Raw genomic sequence first — 17,868 nt, 5'->3', positions numbered from 1 at the left:
GAGCGGCCGGGCCGGTCGGTGTAGATTCGATGGCAGTGTCAGTCGTCGCTGCTGATGGCGGTCGATCGGTCCGTATACGCGGACCGGCCGAGGGAGAGAGGGCCTCCGACGGACTGCGCTGCGAGCGCCCGGGCATTCGTGTGCCCGCCGCCGCAGAGCCAGCCGTGCCCACCTCGACACCCATCACCAGGAGCAGCCCGTTATGACAACGGTCGCCAATCGACAGGACTTCAAGGTCGCCGACCTCTCCCTCGCGACCTTCGGCCGCAAGGAGATCACCCTCGCCGAGCACGAGATGCCCGGTCTGATGTCGATCCGCAGGGAGTACGCCGCGGCGCAGCCGCTGGCCGGTGCCCGCATCACCGGTTCGCTGCACATGACCGTGCAGACCGCCGTGCTGATCGAGACCCTGGTCGCCCTCGGCGCCGAGGTCCGCTGGGCCTCCTGCAACATCTTCTCCACCCAGGACCACGCCGCCGCGGCCATCGCCGTGGGCCCGAACGGCACCCCGGATGCCCCCGCCGGCATCCCGGTCTTCGCCTGGAAGGGCGAGACGCTCGAAGAGTACTGGTGGTGCACCGAGCAGGCCCTGACCTGGCCGAACACCCCCACCGGTGGCCCGAACATGATTCTCGACGACGGCGGTGACGCCACCCTCCTCGTCCACAAGGGCGTCGAGTTCGAGAAGGCCGGCGCGGCCCCGGACCCGTCGACGGCGGACAGCGAGGAGTACGCCCACATCCTCACGCTCCTCAACCGCACCCTCGGTGAGAGCCCGCAGAAGTGGACCCAGCTCGCCTCCGAGATCCGCGGCGTGACCGAGGAGACCACCACCGGTGTCCACCGCCTGTACGAGATGCACCGCGACGGCACCCTCCTCTTCCCGGCGATCAACGTCAACGACGCCGTCACCAAGTCCAAGTTCGACAACAAGTACGGCTGCCGCCACTCCCTGATCGACGGCATCAACCGCGCCACCGACACCCTCATCGGCGGCAAGACCGCGGTCGTCTGCGGCTACGGCGACGTCGGCAAGGGCTGCGCGGAGTCGCTGCGCGGCCAGGGCGCCCGCGTGATCATCACCGAGATCGACCCGATCTGCGCGCTGCAGGCGGCGATGGACGGCTACCAGGTGACCACCCTCGACGAGGTCGTCGACAAGGCCGACATCTTCGTCACCACGACGGGCAACAAGGACATCATCATGGCCGCCGACATGGCCAAGATGAAGCACCAGGCCATCGTCGGGAACATCGGCCACTTCGACAACGAGATCGACATGGCCGGCCTGGCGAAGATCGACGGCATCGTCAAGGACGAGGTCAAGCCGCAGGTCCACACCTGGACGTTCCCCGACGGCAAGGTCCTCATCCTGCTCTCCGAGGGCCGCCTCCTGAACCTGGGCAACGCGACCGGCCACCCGTCGTTCGTGATGTCCAACTCCTTTGCGGACCAGACCCTGGCCCAGATCGAGCTGTACACCAAGCCCGAGGAGTACCCGACCGACGTCTACGTGCTGCCCAAGCACCTGGACGAGAAGGTCGCCCGCCTCCACCTCGATGCGCTCGGCGTGAAGCTCACGACGCTCCGCCCCGAGCAGGCCGCCTACATCGGCGTCGAGGTCGAAGGCCCGTACAAGCCCGACCACTACCGCTACTGATCGGCCCCTGTTCCCGCCCGTCAGCGGCCACCGGCCGCTGACAGACGGAACAACCTCAGCAGCAGCTACGCGCGCAGGCCCCCGCACCCCCGTGTCGGGGGCCTGCGCTCGTACCGCACCCGCTCAGCCCGAGGAACCTCGAAGGACCCCATGCCCCGCGGCCGATATTCGCTCCACGATCTTCACGATCACACCCTCCTCGGCGAAGAACACTTCCAGTGCGCCCCCGGCCCCTCCGGCTGGCGCTACGTCTCCCAGATCACCGCCTCTTCCGGCGACCACCTCGGTTCCGTCGACCTGACCCTCGACGAACTGGGCCGCCCCATCCGCCTCGAACTCCACGCCGCGAGCTGGCAGGTCCGCGGCGCCGCTCTCGAAGGCGTCACCTGGGTCCGTACCGACCCGACCGGTACTCATGCCACCGAAGGCAATGTGCGCGCCCACGCCTTCACCGGCACTTCCCCCGCATTCCTCATCGCGACCTCACGGCTTCTGCGCCTCACCCCCGATTCCCCCGCGACCCGCGTCCGCCTGGTCGCCTTCACGGACCCGGTCCTTGCCCCCCGCACCGTCGACCAGTCCTGGGCCCTGGTGAACAGTGAAGCGCACGCCACTGACAGCGGCCCTCTGACTGTGGACGAATACCAGGTCAGCGCCCTGGACACCGGCGAACAGCACACCGTCCACATCGCCGGCGACGTGGTCCTCTCGGCACCCGGGATCGAGCTCGAAGACCTGGAAACCCCACCCTCACCGCGCTAGGCAGGCGGCGCGAACCCCGTCGCAGCGGGCGCTGCCGCCCCGCCCTCCTCGGCCACCGGGGCGACGGGCGCACCTGCCCCCGTACCTCCCGCGGACGGCACGGCCCCCACCGGCGAGGGCACGACAGCCCGACCCTCCAGCCCTCCGCCTCCCACCTGCGCGGCACCGAACTGCGGATCACCGTCCCGAGCAGCGACGAACACCCGCCGCGCATCGCGCGCCTGCCGCTCGTTCACCACCGCCGCCAGATACGCCCCGGCCGGCACTCCCTCGGGCACCGGAACCCCGGTCCGCGTCGCCAGCTCCGCGGCCAGCCGCTCCGCCATCGACCGGCCCACCTGCGTGTCGAGCTGATGCATCCGCGTCAGGTACTGCCGTATCGCCAGCCACAGACCGTCCGGCACCGCCGACAGATCCAGACCCGCGAACCGCCCGACCAACCACGGCGGCGGAGGCGGCACCGCAGCCGCCCGCCCAGCCGGCACCCTCTCCCGTACGACCAGCGTTCCCGCGAACACGTCCCCGAGCCGCCGCCCCCGCGCCGACACCAGCGAAGCGATACAGGCGACAACCCCGAGCGTCATCAGAATCTCGACGACCCCCATGGCCCCGCGCACCAGCGCATGCCGGAAACGGATCGGCCCCCCGTCGTCCCGTACCACGCGCAGCCCACACGCCAGCTTCCCCAGCGAACGCCCATGGCTGAGGGTCTCCACTGCGATCGGCCCGCCCACGAGCACCAACAGAAAGGACGCCACGGACACCGCCGCGAGCGCCGCTTCGTCCAGCGTCACCGTCGCCATGGACAAGCCAATCGACACCAGGACGAACGCCGCTCCCACCACGGCAAGGTCGATGACCAGCGCCAGCGCCCGGCTCGGCAACTTCGCGGGCCGCAGCCCCAGTACGACCGCGTCCCCGGTCACGAGCTCATTCATCGCCGCCCCATCCTTCGCCGGTCTTCCCTGCCCCTCGGGACCTTCAGTCTGCCAAGCTGACCCGCAACGCGCCGCCGTAGTACGAACCCGTACGCACCCATGCCTGGAGCAGCAGCCGCCCATGGACCTCGACGTTTTCGTGACCACCCACCGCACGGAGTGGGACCGCCTGGACCAGCTCCTGCACCGCGGGCGCCGTCTCACCGGCGCGGAAGCCGACGAGCTCGTCGAGCTCTACCAGCGCACGGCCACCCATCTCTCCCTTCTCCAGTCCAGCACCCCGGACCCGATACTCACCGCTCGCCTCACCCAGCTCGTCGCCCGCGCCCGGTCCACGGTGACAGGCACCCGCCGAGCTTCCTGGCGCGACGCCACGCGCTTCTTGACCACCGGCTTCCCCGCCGCGGTCTACCGATCCAGGCACTGGTGGATACCCACGGCCGTCCTCTCCACTTTGCTGGCCGCGGTCATCGGCTGGTGGATAGGTACGCATCCGGAAGTCCAGTCGGCCATCGCAGCCCCGGACGACCTTCGCCGACTGACCAGCCCGGGCGGGGAGTACGAGACCTACTACTCCAGCCACCCGGCCGCGTCATTCGCCGCCCAGGTATGGACGAACAACGCCCAGGCCGCAGCCATGTGCCTGGTCCTGGGAGCGTTCCTGGGTATCCCGGTGATCTGGATCCTCTTCGTCAACGTGCTCAACCTCGGGGTCGGCATCGGCCTGATGTCCTCGGCCGGCCGCCTCGACACCTTTCTGGGACTGATCCTCCCGCACGGTCTGTTGGAACTCACCGCAGTCTTTGTCGCAGCGGGTACGGGCCTGCGCCTCGGCTGGACAGTCATCGACCCGGGCCCGCGGACCCGCCGCTCGGCCCTCGCGCAGCAGGGCCGAGCCGCGATCGGCATGGCCATCGGCCTCGCTCTGGTCCTGTTCGTCTCGGGCGTCATCGAAGGCTTCGTCACCCCTTCCGGCCTCCCGACATGGGGACGCATCACCATCGGCAGCACAGCCGAGCTGGCCTTCCTTGCGTACGTCTACGTCCTGGGCGGCCGCGCAGCCCGCGCAGGCGACCGGGGCGACATCGACCCGACCGAACGCAGCGCCGAGCTCCCCGCCGCGGCCTGATGTGCGTACACCCGCGCTGACCTGCTAGTCTCCTCTTTGCCCCGGGAGACCGTTGACATGGTCGACCTGGGGAGGTAGATTTTAACGGTTGAGTCGGACTGGACAGGTTCGATCCCGACAGTTAACGTCTACCTCGCTCTCAACGGAGATGGAATCTCCGCAGAGCCATTGATTCTCTTATTTCCGGGTCATGCAACCGATCGTTTCGGCTGAATGGTTCTGGTAAAGTCGAGTCAGCCGAAAGGCAAGGCCATTCCGAAGGCCACCAGAATTCAAATTCGAACCGGAAACGGAACGGAAAAGAGTCTGGTAAGGTTGGAACCGCCGGAAAGGGAAACGCGAAAGCGAAGAACTGGAAAGCAAACCCGCTTCGACCGGGAATCGGACACGAAAGAGTCTGATAGAGTCGGAAACGCAAGACCGAAGGGAAAGCCCGGAGGAAAGCCCCAGAGAATGTTCTGCGGGTGAGTACAAAGGAAGCGTCCGTTCCTTGAGAACTCAACAGCGTGCCAAAAGTCAACGCCAGATATGTTGATACCCCGGCCTGCTTCGGCAGGTTGGTGGTTCCTTTGAAAGTCCTGCCGGGCCTCACGGTTCCGGTAGGCAATTACACAGCGAGGACGCTGTGAACGATCGGTCTTATTCCGGCTGATCGTTCCGCTCTCGTGTTGTGTTGTCCCGATTACGGGAAAACATTCACGGAGAGTTTGATCCTGGCTCAGGACGAACGCTGGCGGCGTGCTTAACACATGCAAGTCGAACGATGAAGCCCTTCGGGGTGGATTAGTGGCGAACGGGTGAGTAACACGTGGGCAATCTGCCCTTCACTCTGGGACAAGCCCTGGAAACGGGGTCTAATACCGGATGACACTCTGTCCCGCATGGGACGGGGTTGAAAGCTCCGGCGGTGAAGGATGAGCCCGCGGCCTATCAGCTTGTTGGTGGGGTGATGGCCTACCAAGGCGACGACGGGTAGCCGGCCTGAGAGGGCGACCGGCCACACTGGGACTGAGACACGGCCCAGACTCCTACGGGAGGCAGCAGTGGGGAATATTGCACAATGGGCGAAAGCCTGATGCAGCGACGCCGCGTGAGGGATGACGGCCTTCGGGTTGTAAACCTCTTTCAGCAGGGAAGAAGCGAAAGTGACGGTACCTGCAGAAGAAGCGCCGGCTAACTACGTGCCAGCAGCCGCGGTAATACGTAGGGCGCAAGCGTTGTCCGGAATTATTGGGCGTAAAGAGCTCGTAGGCGGCTTGTTGCGTCGGTTGTGAAAGCCCGGGGCTTAACCCCGGGTCTGCAGTCGATACGGGCAGGCTAGAGTGTGGTAGGGGAGATCGGAATTCCTGGTGTAGCGGTGAAATGCGCAGATATCAGGAGGAACACCGGTGGCGAAGGCGGATCTCTGGGCCATTACTGACGCTGAGGAGCGAAAGCGTGGGGAGCGAACAGGATTAGATACCCTGGTAGTCCACGCCGTAAACGTTGGGAACTAGGTGTTGGCGACATTCCACGTCGTCGGTGCCGCAGCTAACGCATTAAGTTCCCCGCCTGGGGAGTACGGCCGCAAGGCTAAAACTCAAAGGAATTGACGGGGGCCCGCACAAGCAGCGGAGCATGTGGCTTAATTCGACGCAACGCGAAGAACCTTACCAAGGCTTGACATACACCGGAAAGCATCAGAGATGGTGCCCCCCTTGTGGTCGGTGTACAGGTGGTGCATGGCTGTCGTCAGCTCGTGTCGTGAGATGTTGGGTTAAGTCCCGCAACGAGCGCAACCCTTGTTCTGTGTTGCCAGCATGCCCTTCGGGGTGATGGGGACTCACAGGAGACTGCCGGGGTCAACTCGGAGGAAGGTGGGGACGACGTCAAGTCATCATGCCCCTTATGTCTTGGGCTGCACACGTGCTACAATGGCCGGTACAATGAGCTGCGATGCCGCGAGGCGGAGCGAATCTCAAAAAGCCGGTCTCAGTTCGGATTGGGGTCTGCAACTCGACCCCATGAAGTCGGAGTTGCTAGTAATCGCAGATCAGCATTGCTGCGGTGAATACGTTCCCGGGCCTTGTACACACCGCCCGTCACGTCACGAAAGTCGGTAACACCCGAAGCCGGTGGCCCAACCCCTTGTGGGAGGGAGCTGTCGAAGGTGGGACTGGCGATTGGGACGAAGTCGTAACAAGGTAGCCGTACCGGAAGGTGCGGCTGGATCACCTCCTTTCTAAGGAGCACTTCTTACCGGGCTTGCCTGGTCAGAGGCCACTACGTCGGCAAATGTTCGACGGTGGTTGCTCATGGGTGGAACGTTGACTATTCGGCACGACAGGTTGTTGTTCACTAGTACTGCTTCGGCGTGGAACGTGGGGATGGCTTGTCGGGTCGGGCACGTTGTTGGGTATCTGAGGGTACGGCCGTGAGGTCGCCTTCAGTTGCCGGCCCCAGTGAACTCGTCTGTTTGGGCGGGGTGGTGGGTGGCTGGTCGTTGTTTGAGAACTGCACAGTGGACGCGAGCATCTGTGGCCAAGTTTTTAAGGGCGCACGGTGGATGCCTTGGCACCAGGAACCGATGAAGGACGTGGGAGGCCACGATAGGCCCCGGGGAGCTGTCAACCGAGCTTTGATCCGGGGGTGTCCGAATGGGGAAACCCGGCAGTCGTCATGGGCTGTCACCCGCTGCTGAACACATAGGCAGTGTGGAGGGAACGAGGGGAAGTGAAACATCTCAGTACCCTCAGGAAGAGAAAACAACCGTGATTCCGGGAGTAGTGGCGAGCGAAACTGGATGAGGCCAAACCGTATGTGTGTGATACCCGGCAGGGGTTGCGCATGCGGGGTTGCGGGAGTTCTCTTGATCAATCTGCCGATTGGTCGACGAGTCAGAAACCGTTGATGTAGGCGAAGGACATGCGAAAGGTCCGGCGTAGAGGGTAAGACCCCCGTAGCTGAAACATCAACGGCTCGTTTGAGAATTTCCCAAGTAGCACGGGGCCCGAGAAATCCCGTGTGAATCTGGCGGGACCACCCGCTAAGCCTAAATATTCCCTGGTGACCGATAGCGGATAGTACCGTGAGGGAATGGTGAAAAGTACCGCGGGAGCGGAGTGAAATAGTACCTGAAACCGTGTGCCTACAAGCCGTGGGAGCGTCGCTGTTGTTCTTCGGAGCAACAGTCGTGACTGCGTGCCTTTTGAAGAATGAGCCTGCGAGTTTGCGGTGTGTTGCGAGGTTAACCCGTGTGGGGAAGCCGTAGCGAAAGCGAGTCCGAATAGGGCGTTTTAGTAGCACGCTCAAGACCCGAAGCGGAGTGATCTAGCCATGGGCAGGTTGAAGCGGAGGTAAGACTTCGTGGAGGACCGAACCCACCAGGGTTGAAAACCTGGGGGATGACCTGTGGTTAGGGGTGAAAGGCCAATCAAACTCCGTGATAGCTGGTTCTCCCCGAAATGCATTTAGGTGCAGCGTCGTGTGTTTCTTGCCGGAGGTAGAGCACTGGATAGGCGATGGGCCCTACCGGGTTACTGACCTTAGCCAAACTCCGAATGCCGGTAAGTGAGAGCACGGCAGTGAGACTGTGGGGGATAAGCTCCATGGTCGAGAGGGAAACAGCCCAGAGCATCGACTAAGGCCCCTAAGCGTACGCTAAGTGGGAAAGGATGTGGAGTCGCAGAGACAACCAGGAGGTTGGCTTAGAAGCAGCCACCCTTGAAAGAGTGCGTAATAGCTCACTGGTCAAGTGATTCCGCGCCGACAATGTAGCGGGGCTCAAGCGTACCGCCGAAGTCGTGTCATTCCAGCGTATAGGGCCAACGCCTGCTGGGATGGGTAGGGGAGCGTCGTGTGCCGGGTGAAGCAGCCGCGGAAGCGAGTTGTGGACGGTTCACGAGTGAGAATGCAGGCATGAGTAGCGATACACACGTGAGAAACGTGTGCGCCGATTGACTAAGGGTTCCTGGGTCAAGCTGATCTGCCCAGGGTAAGTCGGGACCTAAGGCGAGGCCGACAGGCGTAGTCGATGGACAACCGGTTGATATTCCGGTACCCGCTTTGAAACGCCCAATACTGAATCAGGCGATGCTAAGTCCGTGAAGCCGGCCCGATCTCTTCGGAGTTGAGGGTAGTGGTGGAGCCGACGAACCAGACTTGTACTAGGTAAGCGATGGGGTGACGCAGGAAGGTAGTCCAGCCCGGGCGGTGGTAGTCCCGGGGTAAGGGTGTAGGCCGTGTGGTAGGTAAATCCGTCACACGTTAAGGCTGAGACCTGATGCCGAGCCGATTGTGGTGAAGTGGATGATCCTATGCTGTCGAGAAAAGCCTCTAGCGAGTTTCATGGCGGCCCGTACCCTAAACCGACTCAGGTAGTCAGGTAGAGAATACCGAGGCGTTCGGGTGAACTATGGTTAAGGAACTCGGCAAAATGCCCCCGTAACTTCGGGAGAAGGGGGGCCATCACTGGTGAGGAGACTTGCTCTCCGAGCTGGGGGTGGCCGCAGAGACCAGCGAGAAGCGACTGTTTACTAAAAACACAGGTCCGTGCGAAGCCGTAAGGCGATGTATACGGACTGACGCCTGCCCGGTGCTGGAACGTTAAGGGGACCGGTTAGCCGACTTTCGGGTCGGCGAAGCTGAGAACTTAAGCGCCAGTAAACGGCGGTGGTAACTATAACCATCCTAAGGTAGCGAAATTCCTTGTCGGGTAAGTTCCGACCTGCACGAATGGCGTAACGACTTCTCGACTGTCTCAACCATAGGCCCGGTGAAATTGCACTACGAGTAAAGATGCTCGTTTCGCGCAGCAGGACGGAAAGACCCCGGGACCTTTACTACAGTTTGATATTGGTGTTCGGTTCGGCTTGTGTAGGATAGGTGGGAGACTTTGAAGCGGCCACGCCAGTGGTTGTGGAGTCGTCGTTGAAATACCACTCTGGTCGTGCTGGATGTCTAACCTCGGTCCGTGATCCGGATCAGGGACAGTGTCTGATGGGTAGTTTAACTGGGGCGGTTGCCTCCTAAAGAGTAACGGAGGCGCCCAAAGGTTCCCTCAGCCTGGTTGGCAATCAGGTGTTGAGTGTAAGTGCACAAGGGAGCTTGACTGTGAGACCGACGGGTCGAGCAGGGACGAAAGTCGGGACTAGTGATCCGGCAGTGGCTTGTGGAAGCGCTGTCGCTCAACGGATAAAAGGTACCCCGGGGATAACAGGCTGATCTTCCCCAAGAGTCCATATCGACGGGATGGTTTGGCACCTCGATGTCGGCTCGTCGCATCCTGGGGCTGGAGTCGGTCCCAAGGGTTGGGCTGTTCGCCCATTAAAGCGGTACGCGAGCTGGGTTTAGAACGTCGTGAGACAGTTCGGTCCCTATCCGCTGCGCGCGTAGGAATATTGAGAAGGGCTGTCCCTAGTACGAGAGGACCGGGACGGACGAACCTCTGGTGTGCCAGTTGTTCTGCCAAGGGCATGGCTGGTTGGCTACGTTCGGAAAGGATAACCGCTGAAAGCATCTAAGCGGGAAGCCTGCTTCGAGATGAGTATTCCCACCAACTTGATTGGTTAAGGCTCCCAGTAGACGACTGGGTTGATAGGCCAGATGTGGAAGCCCGGTAACGGGTGGAGCTGACTGGTACTAATAGGCCGAGGGCTTGTCCTCAGTTGCTCGCGTCCACTGTGTTTGTTCTGAAATAACGAACGGCCGTGTTGTTCCGGTGTTGGTTAATTTCATAGTGTTTCGGTGGTCATTGCGTTAGGGAAACGCCCGGTTACATTCCGAACCCGGAAGCTAAGCCTTTCAGCGCCGATGGTACTGCAGGGGGGACCCTGTGGGAGAGTAGGACGCCGCCGAACTCCTTTTACGGGAAAGCCCCGTGCCCTTGTGGCACGGGGCTTTTCTGCGTTCGGAACCCGTTGGGAAAGTGCCCCTTCCCCAACGGGTCTGTGGTGGGCGGGAATGGGGCGGGTCAGAGGCGACCCGTGCTCTTGAGAGCCAGGTAGGCGTCGGCCAGAGCCGGGGCGAGGATGTCAGGGGCGGCATCGACCACGATGGCACCGCGACGCTGAAGCTGCTCCGCAGTGCGCAGTCGCGTCGCTCGGGCCTGTGCGCCGGCTGCCGACTCGTAGACCGCGTCCACTGTGCCCCTGGTTCGCACCATCTGTTCGATGTGGGGGTCGGTCACCGACGCTACCAGCACCGTATGGCGCTGCGTCAGCTGGCGGAGAATAGGTAGAAGGCCCTCTTCTACGGGGGCCGCGTCCAGACCGGTGAGCAGCACGATCAGAGAGCGACGAGGTGCGGAGGCAAGCACAGCAGCGCTGAGCCCTCGGGCATCCGTTTCGAGGAGTGCTGGTTCGACCGACGCCAGCGCGTTCACCATGGCCGATAGGACCTCTCCCGCGGACCTGCCCTGGACCTGGGCTCGGATTCGGCGGTCGTAGGCGAGTAGATCCACACGGTCGCCTGCACGAGATGCCAGCGCGGTGAGGAGCAGAGCCGCGTCCAGGGCGGCATCGAGACGGGGCACATCACCGACACGACCCGCCGAAGTACGGCCGGTGTCCAGGGCGATGAGGATGTGGCGGTCACGCTCAGGTCGCCATGTTCGCACCGCGACGGCGGAGTGACGTGCTGTGGCCCGCCAGTCGATGGAACGCGTATCGTCGCCAGGAACGTACTCACGCAGGCTGTCGAACTCCGTGCCGTTCCCGCGGGTGAGGATGCTGCTGCGGCCGTCGAGCTCCCGGAGTCTGGCGAGACCGGACGGCAGGTGCTTGCGACTGGTGAACGGTGGCAGGACACGTACCGTCCACGGGGCTTGGTGATTCCCTTGGCGGGCCGCGAGCCCCAGAGGTCCGAACGAGCGGACGGTGACACGTTCGGCTCGGCGGTCTCCGCGCCGCGTGGGCCGCAGCAGGGTGGTGAGCCGACGGCGTTCCCCCGCCGGGATCGTGAGTGTGTGACGGGCTGAGGGTTGCTCCGTGCCGGTGGGCCAGCTGCTGGGCGGCCAGGCGTCACGGAGGTGTGCCCGTAGGCGTCGGCGGGAAGGATTGGTTACGGTGAGTTGCACTTCGGCGGACTCTCCAAGGCGAACGGTTGTATCACCGGATCGGGTGAACTGAAGCGTTCGCACTGGTGCAGCCAGGGCATAGTCGCACAGAATTGCTAGAGAGAGCGGTGCGTTGACCGCGAGCATGCCTGTCCAGCTTGGGGCAAGGATGCCTACAGGGAGTGACCCCAGGGCGGCCAGCAAGGCGGTACGTCCGGTAAGGGCCACGGTCACTGCCTCATCGGGGTACGGGGACGTGGGCGAGGATCGCCGTGATGACGGAGTCGGAGGTGACTCCCTCCATCTCGGCCTCGGGCCGTAGTCGGATGCGATGGCGAAGCGTGGGGAGAGCCAGGGCTTTCACGTCATCCGGAATTACGTAGTCGCGGCCGGTGAGCCAGGCCCAGGCACGGGCGGTCGACAGCAGGGCGGTAGCGCCTCGGGGAGAGACACCGAGGGAGAGGGAGGGGGACTCACGTGTGGCACGACAGATATCGACGACATAGCCGGCGATCTCAGGGGAGACCTTGGTCCGTGAAACCGCGTTGCGGGCTGCTTCCAGATCGGCCGGGCCGGCAACGGGGCGTATGCCTGCTGACATGAGGTCGCGCGGATTGAAGCCTTCGGAATGACGGGTGAGGACGTTGATCTCCTCGTCGCGGGACGGCAGGGGCACGGTCAGTTTGAGGAGAAAACGGTCCAGCTGGGCCTCGGGGAGCGGGTAGGTGCCCTCGTATTCGACGGGATTCTGCGTAGCGGCCACGAGGAAGGGGTCGGGCAGGAGCCGAGGGGTTCCATCGACGGTGACCTGGCGCTCTTCCATCGCTTCCAGGAGGGAGGACTGCGTCTTGGGAGGGGTGCGGTTGATCTCGTCGGCGATCAGCAGGTTGGTGAATACGGGACCTGGCTGGAAGGAGAACTCTGCTGTGCGGGCGTCGTAGACCAGCGAACCGGTGACATCGCTCGGCATCAGGTCGGGGGTGAACTGGACGCGCTTGGTGTCGAGTTCGAGTGAGGCGGCGAGAGCCCGCGCCAAGAGGGTCTTGGCCACGCCGGGGACGCCTTCGAGGAGGACGTGGCCTCGGCAGAGCAGGGCGACGACGAGTCCCGTGACTGCGGGGTCCTGGCCGACCACGGCCTTGGCGATCTCGGAGCGCAGCGCTTCCAGGGATGCGCGGGCTGTGTCGCCGTTCCCGAGGGTCTCGGTGGTCCCGGCGGGCACTGGGGGCGGTGCGCTCATGACGTGCGTACCTCTCTTTCGAGGGTGTCGAGTTGATCTGCCAGATGTACAAGAGCGGCATCGTCGGACGGGGCGGGTCCGAAGAGCAGGGCTTGGAGATCGGTGCCACTGGTGTTGAGGCGGGTGGAAACGGCAGGGATGAGCGTCACAGGGGAGTGGGCATCGCGCGGGGAGACGCCGATGAGCGGGGCGACACGGGTGCGGGTGGCGGAGCGCAGCGCGTCGGCGGCCCGGTCGCGGGCGTTTGCCCTGCGGTAGAGGCGGGCTCGCCCTTCGGTGGATTCGGAGGCGCGGATGGCCACGGGCAGCCGTTCGGTCACCAGAGGGCCCAGACGGCGGGCGCGCCAGATGGCGGCGAGTACAGCGGCAAGTGCGAGTTGCAGGGTGCCCCAAAGCCAGCCTCGCGGAATCAGGTCGGCGAAGCTGCGGTCGTCGGGGGCGCCGCCGTCTGCACCGTTCTCTGCGGCAGCGGAGGTGTCAGCGAGCGAGGGGAGGTACCAGACCAGATGCGGGCGGGAGCCGAGGAGCTGGAGGGCCAGGGAGGCATTGCCCTGGTTGTCGAGCCGGTCGTTGTAGAGGAGGTCGGGGGAGCCGAGGAGGACGGTATCAGTCGTCCCCCGTTCGACGAGGAGCAAGGTGGGGAGGCCATCGCTCGGGAAGCAGGCGACGGAGCCGTGGCCGTTCGAGGAGTAATGGAAGCCTCCCGTTTCGGCGGTACCGGCGTTGCGGGCAGCGGACAGGGAGCACTGAGGGGCGCGGGCGGCCACCGGTCCGGAGGACTCTGCGCGGACACCGGGGACCAGGGTGCCCACGGAATCAGGCCCTGCTCCGAGAAGGACGGTGCGGCCGGCCGAGTCGGCTGTCGCGGCGTGGAGTTCGTTCTGCTGGTGCGGTGTCAGCAGATCGGGAGAGGTGACGAGCAACGTGGTCTCGGGGCCGGCCTGGGCCGTGGCCTCGTCGAGCGTGGTGACCACATGCACGGAGACGCCACGCTCCTTGAGGAGTTCGGCGACGGCCCGGCTTCCGTAGCGGTCGGCCGAGCGGGGGTCGAGGCGGCCGTGCTGGTCACCGGAGCGCACGGTTGCCAGCGCGATTCCGGCTGCGGCGAGTACCAGGAGGGCGAACAGCAGACCTCGGGTCCGGGTCCAGATCTGGTGTGGGGCGAGGGATACCGAGGTGGTGGGGGCGGCGATGACCTCGGTCATTCGGCTGCTCCCTGGGCCGCGGTTGTCAGGAGGGGTCTGGCGGTCTGGAGATCGAGGTCCAGAGCTCGTCCGGCGAGGTACGCCTGCTGGTCCGCGGTGCGGCCGCCATATGTGACATCGTCGAATTCTCTGGCGGCGGCGTGGAGTCGCGCGGCGTGCGCGGGCAGCGGTCGGCCCGCTTCGGCAGCGGCCTCGTCTGCGGTGCGCCCAGGGCGGGGTGCGAGCAGGGCGCGCTCTTCCAGAGAGCGGACGATGGCGCGCATGCGCTCCTGGACGGCCTCGTTCCAGCGGTGGGCGGCCGCATGGGTCTCGGCGGCCGTCCTGTGGTCGGCCGCAGTGCGGGGGCTGTCGTCGAAGAGAGCGTCAGCGGAGCGAACGGTGCGGTGCGGGGCGCCCAGCCGCCACCAGAGCGCGGCGACGAGGCCGATGACGACAAGCACAAGCACGACAAGACCGACGGGTCCGCCGGGTGCGGCGCCGGAGGCCGTGTTCAGGAGATCGCCGATCCAGTCCCAGAGCCGATCGAGACCGCGCTGGAGGAGGTTGGGGTCGTTCTCGTGGTACATCGGCTTGGACAGCTCGTGCTTCGCGGCCTCCCGGGCCGGGACACGTGGGGTGTCCACGGGTATGTCGCCGCTCGCTCGGATCAGTAGCTGTGCTGCTGTTGTGCCCCCCGCCCCCGACACGGCATCAGCTCCTGGTGTCGTAGCCGGGCAGGCCCGCTGCCCGGGCGAGATCGAGGTCGAGTGCTTCCCGACGGATGCGCTGATCGACGTAGAGCAGGGCCATCACACCGGCGGAGAGCGGGTAGGTGATCGTGGCGGTGATCACTGCGCCGATGCCGGAGACGATCAGGAACGGCCAGCTGAAGTCCATGGAGCCATCGGTGAGGAGGGGGTTGATACCGCCACCGTCCACAGAGATCGCGATGATGCTGAACGGAATCGCGATGACCAAGGACACGATGAGCGTCAGCAGCCAGGTAAGAGCCAGGATGCCGAAAGTCCGCCACCATGCGCCCCTGACCAGCTTCGCGGAGCGTCGCATGGAGGCAGTGATCGATTGCCGCTCCAGCATCAGTGCCGGCGGGGCGAGGCAGAAGCGGACCATCAGCCAGATGACGACGACGGAGGCGGCCAGGAAGCCGACGGCGACGAGTACGGCGCCTGCGGCGGAGCCGATCAGCATGCCCGGCAACAGGCCTACCGTCAGGATGGCGGAACTGATCAGGACCAACAGCAGTGTCAGACCCAGCATCTGGGCAAGCCGGGGCCGGGCTTCGCCCCAGGCGTCCGAGAGCGTCACCGGGCGGCCGAGCACCGAGCGGCTGATCACCACGGTCAGTACGGATGTCGTGATCAGCGTGGCGATCATGGTGATGAGCAGGGACGGCACGTTGTTGATCAGTGCCGACTGGGCCGAGTCGGCACTTTGCCTGAGCGCCTCCGAGCCGGTGGCATCCGGGTTGATCGCCGCGGGTTCCGGCAACAGATAGCGCTGCACGAGGATGATCGCGATCTGGGCGATCACGGAGACGGTGAGCGTGATGCCGAGGACCGTGCGCCAGTGGGCGCGCATCGTGGAGACAGCGCCGTCGAGGATCTCGCCGACGCCGAGTGGCCGGAGCGGGATGACACCGGGCTTGGCCGCAGCGGGCGGCCGGGCCCGGCCGGCGTCGTGCGGCCCGCCGCCCCAGCCGGGGCCATGGGATCCCCCGCCCCAGCCCGGGGTGCCGTGCGGCCCGCCGGGACCTGCTCCCGGAGTGCTCGGTGGGGACCACTGCCCTGCGGGCGGTTGCGTGGGCGACCAGTTCCCTGCCGGGCCGCTGCCGTCGACGGGCTCGGAAGGCCGGGGGACGCCCGCCTTCTGGCCGTCGGAGGGGGCAGATCCGGGCGAGGCCCAGCCCGGAGTGTCGTTCATTCTCGCTCCTTCATGGTCCTGTCCGCTCATCGGGGCGGCAGGTTGGCAGCCATCGTGCCACGCGTTGCTCCGGCGCGGGCCTGGCGCTCCATCTCCTTCGTGCCTTCATTTGTGAGCGGTTTACCGGGCAGACTGTGCGGATGGCTGATCAGGACGCGCAATCGCCGGTGGGCATCGAGCCCCCCGCGCTTCCCGTACTTCGCTGGGGCGAGCTTCCGGAAGGTCCCGCGCTGGTACTCCTCGACCAGACACGGCTGCCTGCCGAGGAGGCCGAACTCGTGTGCACCGACGTGCCCGCGCTGGTGCAGGCGATCCGGACGCTGGCAGTGCGCGGGGCGCCGCTGCTGGGCCTCGCAGGGGCTTACGGAGTGGCTCTCGCAGCCGTGCGGGGAGACGACGTGGCCGAGGCCGCGGAACTGCTGGAGCGGGCGCGGCCCACCGCGGTGAATCTCGGATACGGGGTGCGGCGGGCTGCCGTAGCGTACGAGGCGGCCGTCGAAAAGGAGGCCGATCCGGGGCGGGCCGCCGAGGCGGCGCTGTCCGAGGCCAGGGCGCTGCACCGGGAGGATGCCGAGGCCAGTGGGCGTATGGCGGGCTACGGGCTTGCCCTTCTGGATGAACTGCTGTCCGGCGGTAGCCATCAACTGCTGACGCACTGCAATACAGGGGCGCTCGTCTCGGGTGGTGAGGGCACCGCCTTCGCTGTGGCGCTCGGGGCACACCGGGAGGGGAGGCTGCGCCGGCTGTGGGTGGACGAGACCCGTCCACTGCTGCAGGGAGCCCGGCTGACCGCGTACGAGGCCGCGCGCAATGGCATGCCGTACAGCTTGCTCACGGACAATGCCGCAGGTTCGCTGTTCGCCGCGGGTGAGGTGGACGCCGTACTCATCGGGGCGGACCGCATTGCCGCGGACGGATCGGTGGCGAACAAGGTGGGGAGCTATCCGCTGGCGGTGCTCGCGAAGTACCACCACGTACCGTTCATCGTGGTGGCGCCGACCACGACCGTGGATCCGGACACCGCGGACGGGGCATCGATCACCGTGGAGCAGCGGCCCGGAAGTGAAGTGACGGAGCTCACATCGCCGCGGGTGGGGGTAGCAGGCGGGGAGGTCGGCGGGGTGCTCGTGGCACCGGTCGGAACCCCCGCGTACAACCCCGCATTCGACATCACACCGCCGGAGCTGGTTACGGCGATCGTCACGGAGGAGGGCGTGGTTTCCCCGGTCACGGGGGTCGGACTGGCAGAGCTGTGTGCCAGATCATCGCAGGTAACGATTAGCTAATGGGATGATGTCGATTATGAAGGGACGCGTCCTTGTCGTCGACGACGACACCGCACTGGCCGAGATGCTCGGGATTGTGCTGCGTGGTGAGGGGTTCGAGCCGTCGTTCGTAGCGGACGGCGACAAGGCACTTGCTGCATTTCGTGAGGCCAAGCCGGACCTGGTCCTGCTGGATCTGATGCTGCCCGGAAGGGACGGCATCGAGGTCTGCAGGTTGATCAGGGCCGAGTCGGGTGTGCCGATCGTCATGCTCACTGCCAAGAGCGACACGGTTGACGTGGTGGTGGGCCTGGAGTCCGGGGCCGACGACTACATCGTCAAGCCGTTCAAACCTAAGGAGTTGGTTGCCCGGATCAGGGCACGTCTGCGGAGGTCCGAGGAACCGGCGCCTGAGCAGCTGGCCATCGGGGACCTGGTCATCGACGTGGCCGGTCACTCGGTGAAGCGGGAAGGGCAGTCGATCGCCCTCACCCCGCTGGAGTTCGACCTGCTGGTCGCGCTCGCCCGCAAGCCGTGGCAGGTCTTCACCCGTGAGGTACTGCTGGAGCAGGTGTGGGGGTACCGTCACGCCGCCGACACCCGGCTGGTGAACGTGCACGTTCAGCGACTGCGTTCCAAGGTCGAGAAGGACCCGGAGCGGCCCGAGATCGTAGTGACCGTACGCGGGGTCGGTTACAAGGCCGGACCGAGCTGAG

11 protein-coding genes and 3 rRNA genes are annotated in these 17,868 nt (G+C 65.0%); 8 read left to right on the top strand and 6 right to left on the bottom strand.

The features are described from left to right. Positions 1 to 202: 202 nt before the first annotated feature. Both ahcY and OG306_RS14200 read left to right on the top strand, forming a co-directional pair. Positions 203 to 1,660 carry an adenosylhomocysteinase gene (gene ahcY, locus OG306_RS14205; RefSeq protein ID WP_266746542.1) on the top strand — a complete coding sequence of 486 codons (1,458 nt, stop codon included), beginning with the start codon at positions 203 to 205 and terminating at the stop codon, positions 1,658 to 1,660. 150 nt (positions 1,661 to 1,810) lie between these two features. Beyond that, on the top strand, positions 1,811 to 2,422 hold the full coding sequence (locus OG306_RS14200; RefSeq protein ID WP_266746541.1) for a hypothetical protein: 612 nt from the start codon (positions 1,811 to 1,813) through the stop codon (positions 2,420 to 2,422). Here OG306_RS14200 and OG306_RS14195 read toward each other — a convergent pair. After that, positions 2,419 to 3,360 (bottom strand): RDD family protein, encoded by a 942-nt coding sequence (locus tag OG306_RS14195; protein WP_266746540.1) that lies wholly within the window; start codon positions 3,358 to 3,360, stop codon positions 2,419 to 2,421. The two genes, OG306_RS14200 and OG306_RS14195, sit on opposite strands and share 4 nt — an antisense overlap. Positions 3,361 to 3,481: 121 nt before the next feature. Here OG306_RS14195 and OG306_RS14190 point away from each other — a divergent pair, with 121 nt between their 5' ends. The 4 genes from OG306_RS14190 (at position 3,482) to rrf (ending at position 10,326) form a co-directional block, all read left to right on the top strand. Then, entirely contained in the window at positions 3,482 to 4,489 is a 1,008-nt protein-coding gene (locus OG306_RS14190) for a stage II sporulation protein M (RefSeq protein WP_266746539.1), read from the top strand. A gap of 695 nt (positions 4,490 to 5,184) precedes the next feature. After that, positions 5,185 to 6,710 (top strand): 16S ribosomal RNA (locus OG306_RS14185). Positions 6,711 to 7,007: 297 nt separating this feature from the next. Next, a 23S ribosomal RNA gene (locus OG306_RS14180) occupies positions 7,008 to 10,132 on the top strand. 77 nt (positions 10,133 to 10,209) lie between these two features. Next, positions 10,210 to 10,326 (top strand): 5S ribosomal RNA (gene rrf, locus OG306_RS14175). The 16S, 23S and 5S rRNA genes sit together here, the layout of an rRNA operon. Positions 10,327 to 10,439: 113 nt before the next feature. Here the strand turns inward: rrf and OG306_RS14170 are convergent. The 5 genes from OG306_RS14170 to OG306_RS14150 are packed head-to-tail and all read right to left on the bottom strand — an operon-like array spanning position 10,440 to position 15,887. Then, the gene (locus tag OG306_RS14170) at positions 10,440 to 11,750 is read right to left on the bottom strand and encodes a DUF58 domain-containing protein (protein ID WP_266907703.1); all 1,311 of its coding nucleotides are present in this window, start codon (positions 11,748 to 11,750) and stop codon (positions 10,440 to 10,442) included. Between the two features lie 10 nt (positions 11,751 to 11,760). Then, complete coding sequence (locus OG306_RS14165) at positions 11,761 to 12,762, bottom strand: AAA family ATPase (protein WP_266906471.1); 1,002 nt, start codon at positions 12,760 to 12,762, stop codon at positions 11,761 to 11,763. Further along, complete coding sequence (locus OG306_RS14160) at positions 12,759 to 13,967, bottom strand: DUF4350 domain-containing protein (protein ID WP_371665350.1); 1,209 nt, start codon at positions 13,965 to 13,967, stop codon at positions 12,759 to 12,761. Before OG306_RS14160 ends, OG306_RS14165 begins: the two co-directional genes overlap by 4 nt. After that, positions 13,964 to 14,653, bottom strand: coding sequence for a DUF4129 domain-containing protein (locus OG306_RS14155; RefSeq protein WP_266746536.1), 690 nt, complete (start codon positions 14,651 to 14,653; stop codon positions 13,964 to 13,966). The genes OG306_RS14160 and OG306_RS14155 overlap by 4 nt, the downstream gene beginning before the upstream one ends. Positions 14,654 to 14,657: 4 nt before the next feature. Continuing rightward, positions 14,658 to 15,887, bottom strand: coding sequence for a hypothetical protein (locus OG306_RS14150; protein ID WP_266746535.1), 1,230 nt, complete (start codon positions 15,885 to 15,887; stop codon positions 14,658 to 14,660). 140 nt (positions 15,888 to 16,027) lie between these two features. Between OG306_RS14150 and mtnA the strand changes: the two genes are divergently transcribed. Both mtnA and mtrA read left to right on the top strand, forming a co-directional pair. Then, the gene (mtnA, locus tag OG306_RS14145) at positions 16,028 to 17,173 is read left to right on the top strand and encodes an S-methyl-5-thioribose-1-phosphate isomerase (protein WP_266746534.1); all 1,146 of its coding nucleotides are present in this window, start codon (positions 16,028 to 16,030) and stop codon (positions 17,171 to 17,173) included. Between the two features lie 4 nt (positions 17,174 to 17,177). Next, positions 17,178 to 17,867 carry a two-component system response regulator MtrA gene (mtrA, locus tag OG306_RS14140; RefSeq protein WP_187438793.1) on the top strand — a complete coding sequence of 230 codons (690 nt, stop codon included), beginning with the start codon at positions 17,178 to 17,180 and terminating at the stop codon, positions 17,865 to 17,867. The last annotated feature ends 1 nt before the right edge of the window (position 17,868 follow it).

It is taken from the genome of Streptomyces sp. NBC_01241 (assembly GCF_041435435.1).
GTDB lineage: Bacteria > Actinomycetota > Actinomycetes > Streptomycetales > Streptomycetaceae > Streptomyces.
Note: the sequence above shows the minus strand (reverse complement) of the source record. Positions and strands in the feature narration are given on the sequence as shown.